Source organism: Pelagerythrobacter marensis (genome assembly GCF_036700095.1).
In the GTDB taxonomy this organism is placed as follows: Bacteria; Pseudomonadota; Alphaproteobacteria; order Sphingomonadales; family Sphingomonadaceae; genus Pelagerythrobacter; species Pelagerythrobacter marensis_A.
In genome coordinates this window covers 1,885,653-1,905,644 of the sequence record NZ_CP144918.1, presented here as the reverse complement: position 1 = coordinate 1,905,644, position 19,992 = coordinate 1,885,653, and the positions used below count along the sequence as shown (strand labels likewise).

23 protein-coding genes and 1 tRNA gene are annotated in these 19,992 nt (G+C 68.1%); 6 read left to right on the top strand and 18 right to left on the bottom strand.

The genetic code is table 11. The features are described from left to right. Positions 1-44: 44 nt before the first annotated feature. On the bottom strand, positions 45-1,172 hold the full coding sequence (locus V5F89_RS08995; protein ID WP_338445320.1) for a phosphoserine transaminase: 1,128 nt from the start codon (positions 1,170-1,172) through the stop codon (positions 45-47). 176 nt (positions 1,173-1,348) lie between these two features. Between V5F89_RS08995 and V5F89_RS08990 the strand changes: the two genes are divergently transcribed. Further along, on the top strand, positions 1,349-2,497 hold the full coding sequence (locus V5F89_RS08990) for a glycosyltransferase family 1 protein (RefSeq protein ID WP_338445319.1): 1,149 nt from the start codon (positions 1,349-1,351) through the stop codon (positions 2,495-2,497). A 1-nt stretch (position 2,498) separates the two neighbouring features. Here the strand turns inward: V5F89_RS08990 and V5F89_RS08985 are convergent, their stop codons facing one another. From V5F89_RS08985 to V5F89_RS08975, 3 genes are all read right to left on the bottom strand, one after another. Further along, positions 2,499-2,951, bottom strand: a complete 453-nt coding sequence (locus V5F89_RS08985; protein WP_338445318.1) for a hypothetical protein — start codon at positions 2,949-2,951, stop codon at positions 2,499-2,501. A gap of 68 nt (positions 2,952-3,019) precedes the next feature. Then, positions 3,020-3,340 (bottom strand): DUF2218 domain-containing protein, encoded by a 321-nt coding sequence (locus V5F89_RS08980; protein ID WP_338445317.1) that lies wholly within the window; start codon positions 3,338-3,340, stop codon positions 3,020-3,022. Beyond that, positions 3,337-3,969 carry a PadR family transcriptional regulator gene (locus V5F89_RS08975; protein WP_338445316.1) on the bottom strand — a complete coding sequence of 211 codons (633 nt, stop codon included), beginning with the start codon at positions 3,967-3,969 and terminating at the stop codon, positions 3,337-3,339. Before V5F89_RS08975 ends, V5F89_RS08980 begins: the two co-directional genes overlap by 4 nt. A gap of 99 nt (positions 3,970-4,068) precedes the next feature. Between V5F89_RS08975 and V5F89_RS08970 the strand changes: the two genes are divergently transcribed. The 3 genes from V5F89_RS08970 (at position 4,069) to V5F89_RS08960 (ending at position 6,442) form a co-directional block, all read left to right on the top strand. Beyond that, entirely contained in the window at positions 4,069-5,394 is a 1,326-nt protein-coding gene (locus V5F89_RS08970; RefSeq protein WP_338445315.1) for a replication-associated recombination protein A, read from the top strand. A 37-nt stretch (positions 5,395-5,431) separates the two neighbouring features. Further along, positions 5,432-6,313, top strand: coding sequence for a hypothetical protein (locus tag V5F89_RS08965; protein WP_338445314.1), 882 nt, complete (start codon positions 5,432-5,434; stop codon positions 6,311-6,313). A gap of 53 nt (positions 6,314-6,366) precedes the next feature. After that, positions 6,367-6,442: transfer RNA gene (locus tag V5F89_RS08960), tRNA-Thr, on the top strand. A gap of 181 nt (positions 6,443-6,623) precedes the next feature. Here V5F89_RS08960 and fumC read toward each other — a convergent pair. Together fumC and queF are read right to left on the bottom strand one after the other, a co-directional pair. Then, positions 6,624-8,006 (bottom strand): class II fumarate hydratase, encoded by a 1,383-nt coding sequence (gene fumC, locus V5F89_RS08955; protein ID WP_338445313.1) that lies wholly within the window; start codon positions 8,004-8,006, stop codon positions 6,624-6,626. Then, positions 8,003-8,461, bottom strand: a complete 459-nt coding sequence (queF, locus tag V5F89_RS08950) for a preQ(1) synthase (protein WP_338445312.1) — start codon at positions 8,459-8,461, stop codon at positions 8,003-8,005. Before queF ends, fumC begins: the two co-directional genes overlap by 4 nt. A gap of 120 nt (positions 8,462-8,581) precedes the next feature. On the opposite strand from queF, the gene V5F89_RS08945 reads away from it, so the two are divergent. Continuing rightward, on the top strand, positions 8,582-9,766 hold the full coding sequence (locus tag V5F89_RS08945) for a hypothetical protein (RefSeq protein ID WP_338445311.1): 1,185 nt from the start codon (positions 8,582-8,584) through the stop codon (positions 9,764-9,766). Positions 9,767-9,832: 66 nt separating this feature from the next. Here the strand turns inward: V5F89_RS08945 and V5F89_RS08940 are convergent, their stop codons facing one another. Continuing rightward, positions 9,833-10,066 (bottom strand): hypothetical protein, encoded by a 234-nt coding sequence (locus V5F89_RS08940; RefSeq protein WP_338445310.1) that lies wholly within the window; start codon positions 10,064-10,066, stop codon positions 9,833-9,835. A gap of 116 nt (positions 10,067-10,182) precedes the next feature. Between V5F89_RS08940 and V5F89_RS08935 the strand changes: the two genes are divergently transcribed. After that, positions 10,183-10,311, top strand: coding sequence for an entericidin A/B family lipoprotein (locus V5F89_RS08935; RefSeq protein ID WP_338445309.1), 129 nt, complete (start codon positions 10,183-10,185; stop codon positions 10,309-10,311). A gap of 112 nt (positions 10,312-10,423) precedes the next feature. Here the strand turns inward: V5F89_RS08935 and V5F89_RS08930 are convergent, their stop codons facing one another. The 11 genes from V5F89_RS08930 to V5F89_RS08880 all read right to left on the bottom strand — a co-directional run bounded on the left by V5F89_RS08930 (position 10,424) and on the right by V5F89_RS08880 (position 19,983). Beyond that, positions 10,424-11,017: a DUF938 domain-containing protein gene (locus V5F89_RS08930; RefSeq protein ID WP_338445308.1), complete on the bottom strand. Its 594-nt coding sequence runs from the start codon at positions 11,015-11,017 to the stop codon at positions 10,424-10,426. Continuing rightward, positions 11,014-11,463, bottom strand: coding sequence for an ABA4-like family protein (locus V5F89_RS08925; RefSeq protein WP_338445307.1), 450 nt, complete (start codon positions 11,461-11,463; stop codon positions 11,014-11,016). Before V5F89_RS08925 ends, V5F89_RS08930 begins: the two co-directional genes overlap by 4 nt. Positions 11,464-11,478: 15 nt before the next feature. Next, positions 11,479-12,174 carry an NAD(P)H-binding protein gene (locus tag V5F89_RS08920; protein WP_338445306.1) on the bottom strand — a complete coding sequence of 232 codons (696 nt, stop codon included), beginning with the start codon at positions 12,172-12,174 and terminating at the stop codon, positions 11,479-11,481. Then, positions 12,167-13,327: a deoxyguanosinetriphosphate triphosphohydrolase gene (locus tag V5F89_RS08915; protein WP_338445305.1), complete on the bottom strand. Its 1,161-nt coding sequence runs from the start codon at positions 13,325-13,327 to the stop codon at positions 12,167-12,169. The genes V5F89_RS08920 and V5F89_RS08915 overlap by 8 nt, the downstream gene beginning before the upstream one ends. A gap of 73 nt (positions 13,328-13,400) precedes the next feature. Then, positions 13,401-14,096: an aspartate/glutamate racemase family protein gene (locus V5F89_RS08910; protein WP_338445304.1), complete on the bottom strand. Its 696-nt coding sequence runs from the start codon at positions 14,094-14,096 to the stop codon at positions 13,401-13,403. Positions 14,097-14,199: 103 nt separating this feature from the next. Next, the gene (locus V5F89_RS08905) at positions 14,200-15,243 is read right to left on the bottom strand and encodes an SO2930 family diheme c-type cytochrome (RefSeq protein ID WP_338445303.1); all 1,044 of its coding nucleotides are present in this window, start codon (positions 15,241-15,243) and stop codon (positions 14,200-14,202) included. Beyond that, positions 15,240-16,448 (bottom strand): parallel beta-helix domain-containing protein, encoded by a 1,209-nt coding sequence (locus V5F89_RS08900; RefSeq protein WP_338445302.1) that lies wholly within the window; start codon positions 16,446-16,448, stop codon positions 15,240-15,242. The genes V5F89_RS08905 and V5F89_RS08900 overlap by 4 nt, the downstream gene beginning before the upstream one ends. Before the next feature lie 67 nt (positions 16,449-16,515). Next, positions 16,516-18,090 carry an NAD(P)(+) transhydrogenase (Re/Si-specific) subunit beta gene (locus V5F89_RS08895; RefSeq protein WP_338447545.1) on the bottom strand — a complete coding sequence of 525 codons (1,575 nt, stop codon included), beginning with the start codon at positions 18,088-18,090 and terminating at the stop codon, positions 16,516-16,518. Then, complete coding sequence (locus V5F89_RS08890) at positions 18,090-18,374, bottom strand: NAD(P) transhydrogenase subunit alpha (protein ID WP_006833497.1); 285 nt, start codon at positions 18,372-18,374, stop codon at positions 18,090-18,092. Before V5F89_RS08890 ends, V5F89_RS08895 begins: the two co-directional genes overlap by 1 nt. Before the next feature lie 4 nt (positions 18,375-18,378). Beyond that, on the bottom strand, positions 18,379-18,864 hold the full coding sequence (locus V5F89_RS08885) for an endonuclease domain-containing protein (protein WP_425334344.1): 486 nt from the start codon (positions 18,862-18,864) through the stop codon (positions 18,379-18,381). Further along, entirely contained in the window at positions 18,865-19,983 is a 1,119-nt protein-coding gene (locus V5F89_RS08880) for an NAD(P) transhydrogenase subunit alpha (RefSeq protein ID WP_338445301.1), read from the bottom strand. Positions 19,984-19,992: the final 9 nt, after the last annotated feature.

Here is a 19,992-nt window from a genome sequence, read left to right as displayed (position 1 = left end):
CCTCGTGCAGAATATCGTCGGGGGAAGCGGGAAAGCGCCTGCCTTCAGGCCCTGAGCGTCGCCCAGGCCCAGTCGAACCAGGGGCCGAGCGCCTCGATATCGGCGGTATCGACCGTGGCGCCGCACCAGACGCGCAGACCCGGCGGCGCGTCGCGATATCCGGCAATGTCGTAAGCCGCGTCGTGCTCTTCCAGCAGTGCGGCGAACTTCTTGACGAAATCGCCGTCCGCGCCCTCGACCGTCAGGCAGACGCTGGTGTTCGAGCGCGTCGCCGGGTCGGCTGCCAGGTGGCCGAGCCAGTCGCGTTCGCGCACGATGGCGTCGAGCGCCGCGGCATTGGCATCGGCGCGCGCCTTCATCGCGGCAAGCCCGCCGATCGACTTGCCCCATTCGAGCGCGAAGATCGCGTCCTCGACCGCCAGCATGGAGGGGGTGTTGATCGTCTCGCCGCGGAAGATACCCTCGATCAGCTTGCCGCCCTTGGTCAGGCGGAAGACCTTGGGCAGCGGCCACTGCGGGGTGTGGCTTTCCAGCCGCTCGACCGCGCGCGGGCCCAGGATCAGCACGCCGTGCGCCCCTTCCCCGCCGAGCACTTTCTGCCACGAGAAGGTCAGGACATCGACTTTGTCCCAGGCAATGTCCTGCGCGAACACGGCGCTGGTCGCATCGGCGATCGCCAGGCCTTCGCGGTCTGCCGCGATCCATTCGCCGTCCGGCACGCGCACGCCCGAAGTCGTGCCGTTCCAGGTGAAGATCACGTCGTGGCCCCAGTCGACCTGCTGCAGATCGGGCAGTTCGCCGTAATCGGCGCGAATCACCGTGGGATCGATCCGCAACTGCTTGACCGCGTCGGTGACCCAGCCTTCGCCGAAGCTTTCCCACGCGATCGTGGTCACCGGACGGGCGCCCAGCATGGTCCACATCGCCATTTCGACCGCACCGGTGTCCGACCCGGGCACGATGCCGATCCGGTGGGTCTCGGGCACTTCGAGCACTTCGCGAATCAGATCGATGCAATAGGCAAGGCGCGCCTTGCCCAGCCTGGAGCGGTGCGAACGGCCGAGCGATTCGGCGGACAGTTTTTCGAGGGACCAGCCCGGCGGCTTCGCACAGGGGCCAGAGGAGAACTGCGGCCGCGCAGGTTTGCGCGCCGGAGGCGTAAGGTCAGTCATGTATTCTCTCCTTGCAGAGAGCACGCGCGGCGTTGGGACCGCGTGGCCCAAACGCGGCAATAATGTTGCGTTGCAACAAGTCAAGGACAGTGATGCATTTCATCGGCCGGGCGGGCCACATTTGCCGCGCGACCCTCTCGCCATTCCGATCCGGTCCGCTTATGGCCGTGCCGACCATGGATACCGCAGATCTTCGCATCGCCCTGTTCAGCGGCAATTACAACTACGTACGCGACGGGGCGAACCAGGCGCTCAACCGGCTGGTGGGTTACCTGCTGCGCCAGGGGGCGGCAGTGCGCGTCTATGCCCCGATGGTGGAAGAGCCGGCCTTCGCCCCCACCGGCGACCTTGTCGGCGTGCCCAGCGTCGCGATCCCCGGGCGGCCCGAATACCGGTTCCCGCTCGGCCTGTCGAACGACAACCTCGCCGATCTGGAGCGGTTCGCGCCCAATGTCGTGCATACGTCGTCCCCCGATCTCACCGGGCACGCTGCCGTGCGCTGGGCGCGGGCGCGCGACATCCCGGTTCTGGCATCGGTCCACACCCGCTTCGAAACCTACCCCCGCTATTACGGCCTCGGCTTCACCGAACCCGCGCTGGAGGCGATCCTGCGCCGTTACTACCGGCGTTGCGACGCGCTGGTCGCCCCGTCGCAAAGCATGATCGATACGCTGCGCGAGCAGGGGATGAACGACGACATCTCGCTCTGGACCCGCGGTGTCGATCGCACGATCTTCGCATCCGCGCGCCGCGATCCCGCCTGGCGCCGCGACCGTGGCATCGCCGACGACGAAGTGGCGATCGTCTTCCTCGGCCGGCTGGTCATGGAAAAAGGCCTCGACATCTTCGCCGAGGCGATCGTCGAACTGCGGCGGCGGCAAATCGCGCACCGGGTGCTGGTGATCGGCGACGGCCCGGCCCGCTGCTGGTTCGAACGCGCGCTGCCGGGGGGGATATTTGTCGGGTTCCAGACCGGCCCCGACCTCGGCCGCGCGCTCGCGAGCGGCGACGTGTTCTTCAACCCTTCGATCACCGAGACGTTCGGCAACGTCACGCTGGAGGCGATGGCCTGCGGTCTGCCGGTGGTGGCGGCCGGCGCGACCGGCAGCGCGAGCCTGGTTCAGGACGGCACGACCGGGCACCTGGTGCCGCCGGGGTGCCCCCTCGCCTTCGCCGACGCGCTCGCCCCTTACTGCACCGACGCGGCTCTGCGCGCGCGCCACGGCGCCGCCGGCGAAGCGCGGAGCAAGGATTTCGCGTGGGATGCGATCAACCAGGCGGTGGCCGACAGCTATCTTCGCCTGGTCGCGGCGAAATCGGGTTGATTTACCGCAGAACGGCGCGCTGGCGCATTCTCCAGGCATACCATAGCAGCAGCAGCGCCACGGCCCAGATCACCGCGAACATCGCCGGGTTGTTCAGCTCGGCAAGCTCGGCCGGCATGGCGACCTGCCACTGGAAAATCGTCGAGCCGACAAGGCCGACCACCGACACGGCGAAAGCCGCGATCGCCCAGCGGCTGCGCAGAAGCAGGAGGATCGATCCGGCAAGCCCGCCCCAGACGCCGAGCGCCCAGGCGGCGCTTGCCCAGGCGGGCATATCGCCGAAAAAGCGCAAGGCGGCGTCGGTCGTCGCCGGATCGAAGCCCATCATCGCGAAATAGTCGCGATTGCCCATCTGGGTCTGCGTATAATCGTTCGCACCGAACGCGTTCCACAGCGTGGCGAGCACGCCCACCACCCACAGGTGCCACGGCGTCTTGCTGGCAGCTTCCACCATTTTCGAACCCTCTCTCCCCGCGACCCGGCGGCGAGAATACCATTCCCGCCACCCGTGCGCCAGCAAGCTCAGGAATCGCGCCAGTCGAAGGTCAGCGGCGCCTCGCGAAACGCGAAGCGATCGAGATGGCGGGCAACCACGTCCTTCAGCGCCTCGAGCTGGCCCGGCTCGCTCGCGGCGATCGTGCAGTCGAGCGTTTCGGGCCCGGCGGTCATGGTCAGCACGGCATCCCCCGCCCAGTTGCCGCTGCGGCCGCGGGCGGGGAACGTCACCCGACCTTCCCGCTCGTCGTATTCGACGGGCATGGTGTGCGCCCAGTGCTTGCACAGCTGCTGGAGATAGCGGGAGCCGCCGGTTGTCGGGACGCGGGCGGTGCTGCGGATTGTCATAGGCGTTCGATCCTCTTGGCCATCTCGTCGATCATATCGACAATGGAATCGATCGTCGCCTGGTCAAGCTTGCCCGAACGGGCCCGATGCCGCAGCACGTTGGCGAGATTGCCCATCGCGCGCCAGAGATGGGGCGAGCGGCCGCCCTGCTCGCGCTCGCCGTGGGCGGCCAGCCGCTCGAACAGCGCCTCGACTTCCTCGGCCTTGTCCGACAGCTCCGCCCGGCCGGCATCGGTCGCGCGGAAGGCCTTGCGCGGGCTCGCATCGTCCTGCTCCGCGATCAGGCCTTCGTCCGCCAGCAATTGCAGCGTCGGATAGACCGCGCCCGGGCTGGGGGCATAGGCGCCGCTGGTCAGTTCCTCGATCGCCTTGATCAACTCGTATCCGTGGCGCGGTTCGTCGGCCAGGAGCTTGAGCAGGGCCAGGCGCAGTTCGCCATGGCCGAACATGCGCCCGCGGCGGGGGCCGCGCCCTCCGCCGAAGGGGCCGCCCGGCCCGAACGGTCCATCTGGTCCGAAAGGCCCCTTGGGGCCGAACGGGCCTTCGGCGCCGAAGCCGGCCTTCCAGTTCCAGCGATGGCCGGTCGAGGGATCGCGACGACGGTGGTTGCGATGGCAATGGCTATACATGAGTCGATTCCTTCTCAAGCTGCTTCACGATATATCTTAGACCTATCGAATTTCAAGAGGGTCTCGCGCCGCCGCGCAGGCGCCCCTATCTAGCTCGCGATGGCCGATCTCTTTCCCGACACGCTCCCCGAAGACGCTCCGCCCGACGCGCCGCGCCCCGACGCCCCGCTTGCCGACCGCCTGCGCCCGCGCGCGCTGGACGAAGTGGTGGGGCAGGAACACCTGACCGGGGCGGACGGCGCGATCGGGCGCATGGTCGCGGCGGGCAAGCTGTCGAGCATGATCCTGTGGGGGCCGCCGGGCACGGGCAAGACCAGCATCGCGCGCCTGCTCGCCGACGCGGTGGGCATGCGCTTTGTCGCGATCAGCGCGGTCTTTTCCGGTGTTGCCGATCTGAAGAAGGCCTTTGCCGAGGCCGACCGCGCGGCCGAGGCGGGCCAGCGCACGCTGCTGTTCGTGGACGAGATCCACCGTTTCAACCGCGCGCAGCAGGACGGATTCCTGCCCTTCGTCGAGCGCGGCACGGTGACCCTGGTCGGCGCGACGACCGAAAACCCCAGTTTCGAACTCAACGCAGCGCTGCTCAGCCGCGCCCAGGTGCTGATCCTGCACCGGCTCGATGCCGAGGCACTCGGCCGCCTGCTGGACAAGGCCGAGGCGCTGGAAGGCCCCCTTCCCCTGACCGAAGAGGCCCGCGCCGCGCTGGTCGCCAGCGCCGACGGCGACGGGCGGTTCCTGCTCAATCAGGCGGAAACGCTCTATTCCGCCGGGGTCGATGAACCGCTCGGCCCCGCCGAACTCGGCAGTTTCCTCCAGCGCCGCGTCGCGGTCTACGACAAGGATCGCGAAGGACACTACAACCTGATTTCCGCCTGGCACAAAAGCCTGCGCGGTTCGGACCCGCAAGCTGCGCTCTATTACCTCGCGCGGATGCTGGTGGCGGGGGAAGATCCGCTGTTCGTCCTGCGCCGCCTGGTCCGCGCGGCAGTGGAGGATATCGGGCTGGCCGATCCCCAGGCCCTGGCGCAGTGCCTTGCGGCCAAGGACGCCTACGAATTCCTCGGCAGCCCGGAAGGCGAGCTGGCGATCGTCCAGGCCTGCCTCTACTGCGCCGCCGCACCCAAATCGAATGCCGCCTACAAGGCGCAGAAGACGGCCTGGCGCAGCGCGAAGGAAACCGGCAGCCTGATGCCGCCGCAATCGATCCTCAACGCGCCGACGAAGCTGATGAAGGATATCGGCTACGGCAAGGACTACGCCTACGATCACGACGCCGAGGGCGGCTTCTCCGGCGCCGACTACTGGCCCGAGGAGATGGAGCCGCAAGCCTATTACCAGCCGGTCGAGCGCGGCTTCGAGCGCGAAGTACGCAAACGGCTCGATTACTGGGACAAGCGGCGGCGGGAGCTGCGCGGTGACGCGTGAGTGGCGGGGACCTCATGCACAGCGGCGCTTGGGCTAAGTGGCGCGTTTCGCTCATTTCCTCGCCATCGACTGGTCGGGCGCGGCGGGAGAGCGGCACCGCGGGATCGCCCTTGCGCTGGCCGACGCGAACGGCGGCCCACCGGTGCTGGTGGACCGCGGACGCGCCTGGTCGCGAGCCGAAGTCCTGGCCCTGCTGCGCGACGATCTGCCGCGCGACACGCTGGTCGGCCTCGATCTCGGCATTTCGCTACCCTTTGCCGATTGCGGGGCATTCTTTCCGGGCCTTGCGGACACACCGCCCGACGCCCATCGTCTCTGGGCACTGGTCGAGCGTATCTGCGCAGACGATCCGCATCTGGGCGCGGGCAGCTTTGTCGATCACCCCGCCTTCGCCCCCTATTTCCGCCGCCATGGCGCGCGCGAGGGCACACGGTTTCGCTGCGATGGCGCGAGCCACGGCCGCGGCCGCTTCCGCGCAACCGAGAACGCGCAGGCCGCGATGGGGTGCAAACCCTATTCCAACTTCAATCTGGTGGGTGCTGCGCAAGTCGGCAAATCCAGCCTGACGGGGATGCGCATGTTGCACCGTCTGCGCGACAGCCTGCCGGTCTGGCCGATCGATCCCTTGCCGCCGGCGGGATCGGTCGCGGTGGAAATCTACACGTCCCTCGCTGCGCTGGAGGCGGGGCGCAGCGCCGGGCGCGCCAAGATACGCAGCCATGCGGAGCTGGACGATGCCCTCGCCGCGTTCGGCTCACCCGCCACCGGCGGGTGCGGGCCGATCGACGACCATGCCAGCGACGCACTTCTCGCCGCGGCCTGGCTGCGCCATGTCGCCGACCGGCCCGATCGCTGGCGCCCCGCCGGCCTGTCCGACGACATCGCGCGTACGGAGGGCTGGACCTTCGGCGCGCTTTGACGCAAAGGGCGAATTCTCGACTGCCCCGAGGCTTCGCCGCCCGAGGGCGCAGCGCCGGCTTAGCTCAGTTGGTAGAGCACCTGATTTGTAATCAGGGGGCCGCGGGTTCGAATCCTGCAGCCGGCACCATTTTCGCTTTGCGAAAATGGATTCCTTTCTGCGCTACCGCGCTTCGCGCTACTTGAGCGCCGGGTTCGCTTCGCGAAAATGGAGTCCTTTGTTGCGCTACCGCGCTTCGCGCTACGCGCTACTTGAGCGCGTTCCTGACTGCGCTATCGCTCTACCGCGCTGTTTGAGCGCGGGCGTGGCTTCAGACCATGTCTTCGGGGCGGACCAGGCGGTCGAAATCCTCGCCCGACACGTCGCCGCTCCGCACCGCCGCTTCGCGCAGGGTCAGTCCTTCCCTGTGCGCGGTCTTGGCGATGGCGGCGGCCTTGTCGTAACCGATCGCCGGTGCCAGCGCGGTGACCAGCATCAGCGAGCTTTCGACCCCGCGCGCGATATTCTCGCGCCGCGGCTCCAGCCCGTCCAGCAGGTTCGCGGTAAAGCTTTCCGCCGCATCGGCCAGCAGGCGCACCGATCGCAGCGCGTTCCACGCCATCATCGGGCGGTAGGTGTTCAGCTCGAACTGCCCCTGGCTGCCGGCGAATGTCAGCGCGGCATGGTTGCCGAACACCTCGATGCAGACCTGCGTCATCGCCTCGCACTGCGTCGGATTGACTTTGCCCGGCATGATCGAGCTGCCCGGCTCGTTCTCCGGCAGGGCGAGTTCGCCCAGCCCCGAGCGCGGGCCGGAGCCGAGAAAGCGGATGTCGTTCGCAATCTTGTAGAGGCTGGCCGCCAGCGCATTGAGCGCCCCGTGCGCGAAGACCAGCTCGTCCTGCGCGGCGAGCGCGGCGAACTTGTTGGGCGCGGTCACGAAGGGCAGCCCGGTGATCGCGGCGACCCGTTCGGCCACTTTCTCCGCGAATCCTTCCGGCGCGTTGAGCCCCGTGCCGACCGCGGTACCGCCCTGCGCGAGACGGTAGAGGCCCGGCAGGACCTGTTCGATCCGCTCGATCCCGTCGCCCACTTGCGCCGCATAGCCGGAAAATTCCTGCCCCAGCGTCAGCGGCGTCGCATCCTGCGTGTGGGTGCGCCCGATCTTGACGATGTCAGCCCAGTCGCGCGCCTTGCGCTCCAGCGCGGTGTGCATCGTCCGCAGTGCCGGCATCAGCGAGCCGACGATCTGCCCGGCCACCGCGATGTTGATCGCGCTGGGAAAGGTATCGTTCGACGACTGGCTGCGGTTGACGTGATCGTTGGGGTGAACGGGCTTCTTGGAGCCCGGCTCGCCGCCCAGCATCTGGATCGCGCGGTTCGCGATCACCTCGTTGGCGTTCATATTGGACTGGGTGCCCGACCCGGTCTGCCACACGACCAGGGGGAACTGATCGTCGAGCTTGCCGTCGATCACTTCCTGCGCGGCGGCAATAATTGCTTCTGCAATATCCGCGTCGAGCACGCCGAGATCGCGATTGGCCTCCGCCGCCGCACGCTTGATCGTCCCCAGTGCGCGGATCAGCGGGAGGGGCAGGCGCTCGCCCCCGATCCGGAAATTGCCCAGGCTGCGCTGCGTCTGCGCGCCCCACAGGGCATCGGCCGGGACCTCGACCGCGCCCATCGTATCGGTTTCGGTGCGTGTCGCGCTCATCCCCGCCCCCGATAGCTCGCCACGCCCTGTTCGGGAACCCAGAGCCCTTCCGGCGGCGGGCCGCTCTGCCAGAAAACGTCGATCGGAATGCCGCCGCGCGGATACCAGTATCCGCCGATGCGCAGCCACCTCGGCTCCATCTCGGCGGCAAGTCGCTGGCCGATGCCGACCGTCACGTCCTCGTGAAAGCCGCTGTGGTTGCGGAAGCTGCCGAGAAAGAGCTTGAGGCTCTTCGATTCGACGATCGTCCTGCCGGGGGCATAGTCGATCACGAGGTGCGCGAAATCGGGCTGACCGGTGACCGGGCAGAGCGACGTGAACTCCGGCGCGGCAAAGCGCACCAGGTACAGCGCATCCTCGCGCGGGTTGGGAACGTAATCGAGCCGCGCCTCTTCGGGAGAGGGCGGCAGGGTGCTCGCCTGCCCCAGGTGCAGGGTGCCGGATGTCTCGCTCATGCCCCCGCATGTGCCTTTATCGCCGCCGGTGCACAACCCACGGGATTGCGCTTCGCAGTTCAGAGCCTATTCAGCGCCTCCACCCCTTTCGCCACGCATTCCTTGACTGCATCGGGATCTATGCACGTTCGCCATTCGCTTCCGGTCGTTCTTCTGGCCTTCGCCGCGCCTGCGGTCGCCCAATCGGGATCGGTGCGCGATTTCCGTCTGCCGCCCGATCCCGAAGCGACTCCGACGCCCGAAGTCCAGGGGCCGGTCGATCCCGAGGCGCCGATCGTCACCGCGCCGCGGGTGATTCCCACCGAGACCCCCACGCCCCGCGCCACCGCGACACCGACGCCTGTGCCGACCCGGCAAGCGCCGCAACAGACGCCTCCGCAAGCAGTGCCCACGCCGCGGCCCACCACCGCGCCATCGACGCCCGCGGCGCCCGAACCGGCCCCCGCGCCCCAGCCGACAAGCGAGGGGACAGCCGCCTCCCCTGCGGAAGAGGCAGCGACGCAAGGCGCCGCCACGCCCCGGCCCGACGTTGCGCCGCCACCGCCCTCGCAACCGCAAGGCCCGCCATCCTCGCAAGCTTTCGCGCCGGAGGAAGGTCCGGCCTGGGCCGTATGGCTGGCGGCGCTGGTCGCCGCCCTGGTGGTCGTAGGCGGCCTGTTCGCCTTCCTGCGCCGCCGCCGGGCAAACGAGCCTGTGCCGGCTATCGAGCGGCCGCTGACGCGCGCTGCCGAGCAAGCGCCGCCTCCGCCGGACCCGACTCCCGCCCCGGCGGCCGGCGCCAGTTCGCCCGCTTCGGCACCGGCTCCCAAACCTTCGCAGGCGCCGGCGCTTGCCCTGTCTGCGCAGCCGGTGCGGTTCAGCCGCAGCATGATGAACGCCACGTTTGCCTGCCGGATCGCGCTGGAGAATCGTGGGAGCAAGGCGTGGGAGGATATCGTCGTCGAGGCGGACCTCGTCACCGCGCACGGCGCGGCCCCGATCGGCGACCAACTCGCCGATCCCGCCACGCCGCTGGCACCGGTGCAAAGCGTCGCCGCACTGCCGGCCGGCGAGTCGCGGGAGATAGCGGCGGAGGTCCGCCTGCCTCTCCAGCAGGTGCGGGTTATCCGGCAGGGCAGCGCGGCGGTCTATGTGCCGCTCTTGCGCCTGCGCGTGACGGCGCCGGGCAAGGCGCCGGTCGCGCAAACCTATCTGGTGGGGCAATTGCCCGACCGCCCGGGCGGCAGGCTTCGCCCGTTCCGGCTGGATGAAATGCCGCAGGTCTATCAGGCCATCGGCATAAGGGCGCTCGGCGACCCGGCCTGACCGGGCCTGGAGCGTTCATCGAGACGACATCGGCCCGGTGCCGCATCGGCTCGACCGAAAACCTCTCTAACCCGCCAGCAGGCCTTTCATCGCCAGCAGGATCAATCCGCCACCGGCAATGAGCGCGGTCAGGAAGATCGCTCTCCACGGCACCCAGCCGACGCGGTCGATTCGCGTGCGCTTCTGCCGCCGGACTTCGGCCAGCGTGGCGACCAGAGCCAGCGCGATCATCGCCAGCCCCCACAGACCCACGATCTCCGCCTCGCTGGCAAAGGTCAGGAAAGTCTGCAGCCGGGTCATCGCGCGAGCATATGGGAGCGGCAGCCGGATCGTGCAATCGGCACGGCGGCAGCGGAGGAACGGATGCGCTGCGCGGCCGTTTCACCATGCAATCCAATATCCGAAAGGACCTGACTATGGCTCGGAAAGTTCTGCTCGCATTCGGCATCGCGGCGATGTCGCTCACCGCTGCCGCCTGCAACACCGTCAAGGGCATGGGGCAAGACATCGAATCGGTCGGCGAGGCCGGCGACGAAGCAATCTGATCGTACGGGTCAGCCCCGGCGCTAGACGCGCGTGAGACCGGCGGCCGGCATGATATGCTGGCCGTTCGAACGCCGCTCGTCTTCGCGGGTCGCTACCCAACAAACGCGAAAATCAGCTTCTGCGGTAAACCAAGACAAGGTTGTTGGCCGGCATCTCGTAGCGATGGGTCCGTTCGAATCCCCGGTCGGCGGCCACGCGGTCGATCTGCGAGACCCTGCGCAAACCCCAGTCCGGGTTCCTCTCCCGCAACGACCGGTCGAAGGCCAGATTGGACGGTGCGGGTTCCACATCGTCTTCGAGATAGGGGCCATAGAGGATCAGCGGTGCGCCTTCGGCCAGGACTTTGGAGCCGCCGGCGAACAATCCGAGCGTCGCTTCCCACGCGCTTATGTGGACCATGTTGATGCACACCAGCGCCGCCGCGCTTTTCACGGACCAGTCCGGCGCGCTGGCGTCGAGACGGATGGGCGGGCGAAGGTTGGCCGGGCCTTCCTCCTCGCGCCAGGCCGCGATCGAGGCGAGCGCGTCCGGGTCTGAGTCGCTGGGCTGCCATGCCAGATCGGGGAACCGGCGCGCGAAGAACAGCGCATGTTCGCCCGAACCGCTCGCGATCTCCAGCACCGTTCCGGTTGCGGGCAGTTCCTCGCGCAGGACCTCCGCGATCGGGGCGCTGTTGCGCGCTGCGGCCGGGGCGCGCCGCTTCATTTCCAGCGCCCCATCGCCCGCGCCCGCCGCTCGCGGATCGCCAGCCAGGTGAACAGGCCCAGCGGCCCGAACAGGAACGTTGCCAGCAGGACCGGCGCCTGTGCCAGACGAGAGAAGCGCTTCGCATCGGCATCGCGCGCGATCCACAGTCCCACGAACAGGTCGAAAGCGAGATAGTGCATCCAGCCGAGGACCATTGCCGCATCCGAAGCGAACGCCGATCGCATGGCCTTGAGGGAGAATTCGTCCAGGCCGGTGGGATCGACTCCGCCCGCCACCACGCCGGTCAGAAGCAGGGCCAGCAGCACGGCATAGCCGAGCGACAGCAGCCCTACGCCGAGATAGAGCACCGCGGCCATGGCCGCGGGGCGGCGGGGCAGGACGACCAGGATCGTCCAGGCGGCCAGCGCGATCAGGTTGGTCGCGGCGAATAGTGCAGTCCACATCGGCCGCTCTCCCCCTCAGGCTTCTACGGGTTGCGGCAATTCGCGCGCGGCGCGGCGAATACCGTCGTTGTCGTGGTGAAAACGTCCGCCTGCGCGGCGCATCGCGAGGCTCAGCGCAGCTTCGGCCACGGTGCGTGCGGGGATCGAGCGATAGCGTCGCCAGCTGCCATGGAGCAGCAGGTCGGTCACCGGGCTGACGGCAATGCCGATCCGTTCGGCCGGACGCCGCTCGCCGCCGCGCACGCCGCGCAGCAGGCCGGGGCGGAGCACGTCGAGCCGCTTGAAGCCGATTTTCGCAAGATCCCGCTCCATCTCGCCCTTGACGCGCAGATAGAACGTCCTGGCGGCCAGCGATGCGCCGGCCGAACTGATCGCGACCATCCGTTCGACCCCGTGCGCTTTCGCCGCGCGGGCGGTTTCCAGAACCAGATCGCGATCCACCGCGCGGAAAGCAGCTTCGTCCTCCCCCGCCTTGCGCCAGGTCGTGCCGAGTGCGCAGATGAGCGCGGTCGGTCGCGTCGCCTCGAACACTTCGCCCCACCGGGCGGGTTCGGCGACGAAGACTTCCATTCTCGCGCCTTGCGGCAGTGGCATCTCGCGCCGGGCGAGGCCCGTCAGACGAAAGTCCTCGCGCCCGACCGAAAGCCCGATGATCGCCCGGCCGACCAGGCCGGATGCACCGACAAGCGCGATCCGCAGGGGGTCAGACATTGCTCAGCCCTTCGGGCCGGGTGCCGAAAACTCGAGCGTACTGGTCGATCGCGAAGCGGTCGGTCATCCCGGCGATGAAATCGAGGATATGCCGCGCGCGGCCGGGCTGCTCGGCGGGTAGCGAAGCCCGCCATCCCGGCGGGAGAAGCGCGGCATCTCCCGCATAGGCTTCGTAAAGCCGGGCGACGACATCGCGCGCACGCGCGGCCGTGGCGAGCTGATCGCGGTGATAATAGAGGCGGTCGTACATGAAGGCCTTCAGCCGCCGCTCGCGCGCGGACATCTCGGGGGAGAAGGTCGCCAGCGCGCGTCCCGCCCGGCGCACGTCGCCCGCCGAAGCGATTTCCGCCGTGGCGCCCCGCGTCTGCGCGATGACATCGTTCACCATCAATCCGATCTGCACCCTCACCAGTTCGCGCAACTGGCGTTCGCGGGGGGCACTGGGGAAGCGCTTTTCGACCTCGCGCCACTGGTCTGCGACGAAATCCAGCGTCAGCAGGTCATCCAGCGACAGGAACCCGGCACGCAGCCCGTCGTCGATATCGTGGTTGTCGTAGGCAATATCGTCGGCCACGGCCGCGACTTGCGCTTCGAGCGAGGAATGCTCTCCCAGTGCGAGAGGGAATTGCGCGTCCAGTTCCGCCAGTGCCCAACCCGGAGCCGAGACCGGGCCATTGTGCTTGGCCAGACCTTCCAGCAGTTCCCAGGTGAGGTTCAGCCCCGGATGATCGCAATAGGGGCTTTCCAGCCGCATCAGCACGCGCAAGCCCTGGGCGTTGTGATCGAACCCGCCGGCATCGGCGGTCGCCTGCTGCAGCGCGTCTTCGCCGGCATGGCCGAACGGCGGATGGCCGATGTCGTGGGCGAGGCACAGCGCCTCGGTCAGATCCTCGTCCAGCCCCAGCGCGCGGGCGATCACCCGGCCGATCTGCGCGACTTCCAGGCTGTGGGTCAGGCGGGTGCGATAGTGGTCGCCGTCGGGGGCGATGAAGACCTGGGTCTTCGAGCGGAGGCGGCGAAAGGCGATCGAATGGATGATCCGGTCGCGGTCGCGCTGGAATTCGCTGCGCGGGCCGCGCACCCCGCCGCGATCTTCGGAAAATTCGCGACCGCGCGAACGGGCGGGGTCGGCGGCGAAGGGCGCACGGGTCATGCGCCGGCGACTAGGTCAGGGCCGCAGGCACGGCAACCGGAACAATCGGGCAACCTGCCGCTTTGCGCGCCGCTCAGGTCTCGCCCAGCAGCCAGTCCACCGCCGCCTCGCAATGAATGCGCGCGGAATCGAAGATCGGCAGGACGTTCGCATCGACGTCGACGATCATCTCCAGTTCGGTGCAGGCCAGCACGATCGCCTGTGCCCCGTCCTGTTCCTTGCGCGTGATCATGGTCTTGAGCGCCCGCTGCGCGTCGCGCGACGCCCTGCCCAGCATCAGTTCCTGATAGATGATCCGGTCGAGCGCCTCGACGTTGGTCATGTCCGGCGGCAGCAGGTCCACACCGTGGGCGACAAGCCGCTGGCGATAGAAGTTCTCGGTCATGACATTGCGCGTGCCCAGCAAGGCGGCGCTGTCCACGCCGTCGGCCTTCATCCGCCGCCCGACGCATTCCGCGATATGCAGGATCGGCACGTCCACTTGCGCGGCCACGTCGTCATAGACCTTGTGCATCGAATTGGCCGCGATCACGACCGCCCCGGCACCGGCCGCCTCCAGCCGGCGCGCCGATTCGCCCAGCACCCGGGCCGCGCGCGCCCAATCGTCCGCCTCGCGCAGGCCATAGAGCTGGCGGAAATCGAGGCTTTCGATCAGCAGAGGCGCGCTTGCCAGCGGTTCGGTGCGCCGCTGCACCAGCCGGTTGATCCATTCGTAATAGGTGCGGGTCGAAACCCAGCTCATCCCGCCGATCAGCCCCAGCTTGCGCAATATCCGTCCTTCCCGAATCCCTTATCGCCGGCAGACTTAGCGAAGCTGCTGCACAGGCGTCCAGACGGCGGGGGCCGCCATCCCCATTCCTCGGGCGCGGGATTCAAGGCGCCAGACCCGCGATCCAACGTTCCACCGCGCGCACCCCTTCGGGATCGACCGTCGCCTTGCCCAGTTCGGGCATGGCGACCCCGGGTTCGGCGCTGGCCATGCGGTGCAGCAGGATCGATTCCTGCGGCTTTCCGGGCACCACGGAGAACAGCAGGCCCGCCGATCCGCGCCCCGCGGCCACCGGGCGCTTCATCACGCCCAGCGCTTTGGGGTCGTGCTGCTCCCAGCGAAGGTCGAGGCCCGAATTCGACGCCATCGCCCCCGGCCGGTGGCAATGCGCGCAATTGACGTCGAGATAGGCGCGCGCGGCCTCCGCCACGCCGGCTGCGCCGCGATCTTCCCAGCGCGGCAGGGCATCCGCCCCGTCGGGCACCCGGTCGATCAGGCCGCGGCCCGCGATGTCCGCCAGCCACTCGTGCGCGAGATTGCGCGCCTTCGGCCCGATCGGAACCACCTCGCCCGACAGGCCGTGGCATTCCTTGCACTGGTTCTTGTTCGGCACGCGATAGCTGATCGCCTCGCCGCGCGGGGTCACCAGATCGATCCGAGCGCCCGCCAGGGCAAGCCGCGCCTCGGTCTGGTCCTCGTTCCACAAGTACGGCAAGGCAAGCCAGCCGTCCGCGCGATGGAGAAGGACGCGGGTTTCGATCAGCCGGCGCCCCTCCCCCTCACCAAACGCGAATGTCTTGATCAGCGCCGCACCCACCGGAATCTCCGGCAGGCCGTCGCCGGCGGCGGTCATCCGCGCACCTTCGGGCAGATAGAGAAAGCGCAGCTTGTCCGCCCCGTCCGAATAGAGCGGGGTGTTGAGCCGGTATGGCACGACGCGCGCGGCGGGCACCTGGCCCGGGGCATCGGCGAAGAAGCCGAACTCCGCCAGGTCGCGCGGAATTCCGGTGCGCACCGCGCCGTCGTTCACCGCTGTCGCTTCGGCGGCGGAAGCGGCCTGCGCGGCCTGCCCGGCCCCCGGGTGGCTTGCAATCGCGCCCGCCAGCGCGAGCGCCCCGGCGGCGAGCAGATGCGCGGCGCGGATCACTTTATCCGCGCCTCCAGCTCAGGCCCGGCCCCCCAGCCTTCGATCGAGATCGGCTGTCCGGGAACCCCCGCCGCCAGCGGCCCGGGTCTGGCATTGGCCATGCCGCCGCCCTGCGCGGCGAGGTTCAGCGACCAGCCCGCCATTTCGGGATGGACGCGCAGCGTTTCCCGGCCGTCGCCGGCCTCCAGCCCGTCCCACATGACCGGCGGGAGAGTGCCGCCAAACGCGGCGACGAGCTGCGCCGCCCCTTCGAGCTGCGGATCGGTGCCGCCTTCGTCGACCATGTTCCAGTCGATCGTGACCTCGCGCGGATAGGGGTTGTAGTCCGGATCCTCGAACGGCATCGGATAGGCGATGACCATGACCGGCGCGGTCGGATTGTCGTAAAGCAGGTTCTGCCCGACCCAGACGTTCTCGTTCGCCATGACCATGATGCCGGTGCCGCGCGGGACGCTGGCGACGATATTCCCCTCGGGCGCGAAATTGGCAGTCGTGTTGGAAGCGACGAGGTTGTTGCGCACCAGTACGTTGCCCCCGCCCATCACCGGCAGGTCGGGCAAGTCGAAAACCAGGATTCCGCCGGTATTGCGGCTGACGAAATTGCGTTCGACGATCGCGTCGCGGCTGTTCTCGATCTCGATTCCCGCCACGTTGTCGGTCGCGACCGAATTGCGGACGGTGATCTTGCGCGATTGGCCGACATAGATCCCGGCGTCGGACGCGCCGGAGACTTCGCTGCCATCGACCAGGATATTGGTGCTTTCGACGGGGTAGATGCCATAGGCACCGTTGCTCGCTTTCGGCCCGCCGGTCCAGGTCACGCGGATCGCGTGATAGACGATGTCGTCGGCGCCCTTGGACTTGATCCCGTCGCCTTTCGGGTTCTCGATCGCGAAGTCGCGCAGGGTCACTCCGTCGGATGTCACCAGCAGCCCTTCGCCCGAACCCTGCTGCCCGGTGAAGTCGAGCACGCTCGCCTCCATCCCGGCGCCGCGCAGCGTGACGTTGTCGACATCGAGCGACAGGCCGTCGGTCATGGCGAAGCGGCCGGCGGCGAGCACGATCTCGTCGCCCGGCCGGGCGAGGATCAGCGCCTCCTGCAGGCGTTCCTGCGCCCCTTCCCCGGGCGCGATGGTCACGGTTTCGGCCAGCGCCGGCGCGGCGACGGTGGCAAGCGCGAATGCTGCTATCGACAGTCGGATCATATCGGTCTCTCCCCTGCAACCCATTCTGCCGCGGGGGGAGAGGAATGCAAGGACCGACCGACGCGCCTCAGTCGAGCGCCTTGACGATTTCCTCCACCATCTTCTTCGCATCGGACAGCAGCATCATCGTCTGGTCCATATAGAACACGTCGTTGTCGACGCCGGCATAGCCGACGCCGCCCATGCTGCGCTTGATGAAGAAGACCTGCTTGGCCTTGTCCACGTCGAACACCGGCATGCCGTAGATGGGCGAGGACTTGTCCGTCTTGGCCGCCGGGTTCACCACGTCGTTGGCGCCGATGATGAAGGCGACATCGGCCTGCGCGAACTCGCCGTTGATATCCTCCAGCTCGAACACTTCGTCGTAGGGGACCTGCGCTTCCGCCAGCAGCACGTTCATGTGCCCGGGCATCCGCCCGGCGACGGGGTGGATGGCATATTTCACCTCGACGCCCTTGTCCTTGAGCATGTCGGCCATTTCGCGCAGCGCGTGCTGCGCCTGCGCCACCGCCATGCCGTAGCCGGGGATGATGATGACCTTTTCCGCCTGTTCGAGCATGAAGGCCGCATCGGCCGCGCTGCCCTGCTTGTAGGGGCGCTGTTCGCGCGCCTCGCCGCCGCCCGCGCCGCTGTCGTCGGCGCCGAAGCCGCCCGCGATCACCGAGAGGAAGCTGCGGTTCATCGCCCGGCACATGATGTAGCTGAGGATCGCGCCCGAGCTGCCGACCAGCGCGCCGGTGACGATCATCGCCGTATTGCCCAGCGTGAAGCCCATCGCCGCCGCCGCCCAGCCCGAATAGGAATTCAGCATCGAGACCACGACCGGCATGTCGGCCCCGCCGATCGGGATGATAAGCAGGAAACCGATGACGAAGGCGAGCACGGTCAGCGCGACGATCAGCGGCAGCGTCTCCGCCGGGCCGGTGGTTATCGCGAACAGCGCGGTGAGCACGATGATTGCCGCCAGCGTGCCGAGGTTGATGACATGGCGCGCGGGCAGGAGAATCGGCGACCCGCTCATCCGCCCCGAGAGCTTGAGGAACGCGATGACCGAGCCGGAGAAGGTAATCGCGCCGATGGCGATGCCGAGGCCCATCTCGATCTTGCTGACCGGCGCGATGCCCGTGTCGGTGAGCAGGCCGAAGGCGCCGGGGTTGAGGTAAGCCGCCCACCCCACCAGCACCGCGGCCAGGCCGACGAGGCTGTGAAACGCCGCGACCAGTTCGGGCATTGCGGTCATGGCAATGCGGCGGGCGATGGTGATGCCGATGATCGCGCCGATGGCGATGGCGATCAGGATTTCGCCCGCGCTGGCCCAGTCGGGATAAGACATATATCCGCATGGACCCGGCCCGTCGAAGCCAAAAGTCGAACCGTTCCCTGCGCCTTCGCGAATTTGTGCGCACTTGGCTGCATCCGGGTAGACCCATGGAAAGTGCGTCACCAGTGTCGTCACCACGGCGATCGTCATCCCGGTCATGCCGAAGCGGTTGCCCGTCCGGCTCGTCGCGGGCGAGGACAGGCCGCGCAGCGCGAGAATGAAGAATACGCCCGACACGAGATAGGCGAGAGCAACCCACGGGTTCACTGGGCCATGTGCGGCAGCTTCCGCAACAGGAGCGGCGGCGAGCAAGGAGAACATCACTTCTTCTCCTTCTTCTTGTACATCGCCAGCATGCGCGCTGTTACCGCAAACCCGCCGAAGATGTTCACGCTGGCGAGCACTATGCCGAGCAGCCCCAACCACTTCGCCCCCGGCACATCCGCCGCCGCCGCAGCGATCAGCGCGCCGACGATAATCACCGAGGAGATCGCATTGGTCACCGCCATCAGCGGCGTATGCAGCGCCGGCGTGACCGACCAGACGACGTAGTAGCCGACGAAACAGGCCAGCACGAAAATCGACAGGATCGAGATGAAGTCCATATGGCTAGAGGCCCCCTCCACCACCGCCTGACGGCGGTGGTCCCCCTCCCCCGATGGGGGAGGTGTTCTGACTGTATTCCTGGCGGAAAACCCCTCCCCCACCGGGGGAGGTGGCAGCGCGAAGCGCTGACGGAGGGGGCACATCGCGGCACGCGCGAAAGATCGCATCCGCCACGGCGTCGAAATCCTCCAGAACCTCGCTCGCCGGAATGCGAAAGATCCGGAAGCCCATACCGGAGAGCGCCGCATCCCGCCGCGCATCGCGCGAAGGCCGATCGCCCATATCGTGCGCTATGCCGTCAATCTCGATTACAGTCCTGGCCCGACTGCAAAAGAAATCGACAACATACTCGCCCAGCGGATGCTGCCGCCGGAACTTGATACCCTCGGGGTTCTTGCGCAGTCTCGACCACAACAACCGCTCCGGCAAGGTCATCTCACGCCGCAAACGGCGAGCGCTCCGTAGAGCCGCGGGTGAGTGGTCGCGCATTCAGCCGCGCTCCCTCAACCTCTCGCTCACCACTTCGCCGCCGCGCGTCAGCCGCACGGCGTCGCCGATTTCCTCGTCGAGCACCGGCTTGCCCGCGTCCTTGTCCCAGAAAGCGGACAGGAAGTTGTAATGGTTGCGGGCCAGGAGCGCGCTGGCATCGGCGGCGAGGTGCGCGGCGGTGTTGGCATAGCCGACGATCTTGACGCCGTGCCTCTCCACCACCTCGTCCGCCACCGAGCCTTCGACATTGCCGCCCTGCGCCACCGCGAGGTCGAAGATCACGCTGCCCGGCTTCATCGTCGCGATCTGCGCGTCGGAAATCAGCCGGGGCGCGGCGCGGCCGGGGATCAGTGCGGTGGTGACGACAATGTCCTGCTTGGCGATATGGCCGGAAACCAGCTCGGCCTGCGCGGCCTTCTGTTCGTCGGTCAGTTCGGCTGCATAACCCCCTTCGCCCGACGCCTCGAGCCCTTCGGCGAAGACCGGCTTCGCGCCGAGCGAGGCGATCTGCTCGGCGGTTTCGGGGCGCACGTCGGTTGCCGAGACTTGCGCGCCCAGCCGCCGTGCCGTGGCGATCGCCTGCAGGCCGGCAACGCCCACGCCCATCACGAAGACGCGGGCCGCCTGCACCGTGCCGGCGGCGGTCATCATCATCGGGAAAGCGCGGCCGTATTCGTCGGCCGCGGCGATCACGGCCTTGTATCCGGCGAGGTTCGACTGGCTGGAAAGCACGTCCATGCTCTGCGCGCGGGTAATGCGCGGCATGAATTCCATCGCCAGCGCTTCGAGCCCCGCCGCGGCATAGGCCCTGACCCGGTCGGGATTGCCGAACGGATCGAACAGCGCGGCGACCCATGCGCCGGGTCTTGCGCCCTCCAGAATCGCCGGATCGGGCGCCTGCACGCCCAGCACGATATCCGCGCCTTTCACGGTCGCGGCCGCCGGGCCCAGCTCCGCCCCGGCATCGCGATAGGCCTCGTCGGACACGGCGGCGCTTTCGCCCGCGCCTTCCTCCACCGCGACACCGGCGCCGAGCGCCAGAAACTTCTTGACCGTTTCGGGCGTGGCGGCGACCCGGGTTTCCCCCGGCGCGCGCTCTTTCAGGATCGCGATCCGCAAGACGCTGGC

Coding starts and splice junctions, on each gene's coding strand:
- V5F89_RS08885 (WP_425334344.1), bottom strand. CDS start 18,864: ATGCGCGACCACTCACCCGCGGCTCTACGGAGCGCTCGCCGTTTGCGG.
- V5F89_RS08980 (WP_338445317.1), bottom strand. CDS start 3,340: ATGACAATCCGCAGCACCGCCCGCGTCCCGACAACCGGCGGCTCCCGC.
- V5F89_RS08900 (WP_338445302.1), bottom strand. CDS start 16,448: ATGATCCGACTGTCGATAGCAGCATTCGCGCTTGCCACCGTCGCCGCG.
- V5F89_RS08930 (WP_338445308.1), bottom strand. CDS start 11,017: ATGAAGCGGCGCGCCCCGGCCGCAGCGCGCAACAGCGCCCCGATCGCG.
- V5F89_RS08975 (WP_338445316.1), bottom strand. CDS start 3,969: ATGTATAGCCATTGCCATCGCAACCACCGTCGTCGCGATCCCTCGACC.
- fumC (WP_338445313.1), bottom strand. CDS start 8,006: ATGAGCGCGACACGCACCGAAACCGATACGATGGGCGCGGTCGAGGTC.
- V5F89_RS08895 (WP_338447545.1), bottom strand. CDS start 18,090: ATGTTCTCCTTGCTCGCCGCCGCTCCTGTTGCGGAAGCTGCCGCACAT.
- V5F89_RS08940 (WP_338445310.1), bottom strand. CDS start 10,066: ATGACCCGGCTGCAGACTTTCCTGACCTTTGCCAGCGAGGCGGAGATC.
- V5F89_RS08985 (WP_338445318.1), bottom strand. CDS start 2,951: ATGGTGGAAGCTGCCAGCAAGACGCCGTGGCACCTGTGGGTGGTGGGC.
- queF (WP_338445312.1), bottom strand. CDS start 8,461: ATGAGCGAGACATCCGGCACCCTGCACCTGGGGCAGGCGAGCACCCTG.
- V5F89_RS08915 (WP_338445305.1), bottom strand. CDS start 13,327: ATGACCCGTGCGCCCTTCGCCGCCGACCCCGCCCGTTCGCGCGGTCGC.
- V5F89_RS08920 (WP_338445306.1), bottom strand. CDS start 12,174: ATGTCTGACCCCCTGCGGATCGCGCTTGTCGGTGCATCCGGCCTGGTC.
- V5F89_RS08935 (WP_338445309.1), top strand. CDS start 10,183: ATGGCTCGGAAAGTTCTGCTCGCATTCGGCATCGCGGCGATGTCGCTC.
- V5F89_RS08890 (WP_006833497.1), bottom strand. CDS start 18,374: ATGGACTTCATCTCGATCCTGTCGATTTTCGTGCTGGCCTGTTTCGTC.
- V5F89_RS08925 (WP_338445307.1), bottom strand. CDS start 11,463: ATGTGGACTGCACTATTCGCCGCGACCAACCTGATCGCGCTGGCCGCC.
- V5F89_RS08995 (WP_338445320.1), bottom strand. CDS start 1,172: ATGACTGACCTTACGCCTCCGGCGCGCAAACCTGCGCGGCCGCAGTTC.
- V5F89_RS08945 (WP_338445311.1), top strand. CDS start 8,582: ATGCACGTTCGCCATTCGCTTCCGGTCGTTCTTCTGGCCTTCGCCGCG.
- V5F89_RS08990 (WP_338445319.1), top strand. CDS start 1,349: ATGGATACCGCAGATCTTCGCATCGCCCTGTTCAGCGGCAATTACAAC.
- V5F89_RS08970 (WP_338445315.1), top strand. CDS start 4,069: ATGGCCGATCTCTTTCCCGACACGCTCCCCGAAGACGCTCCGCCCGAC.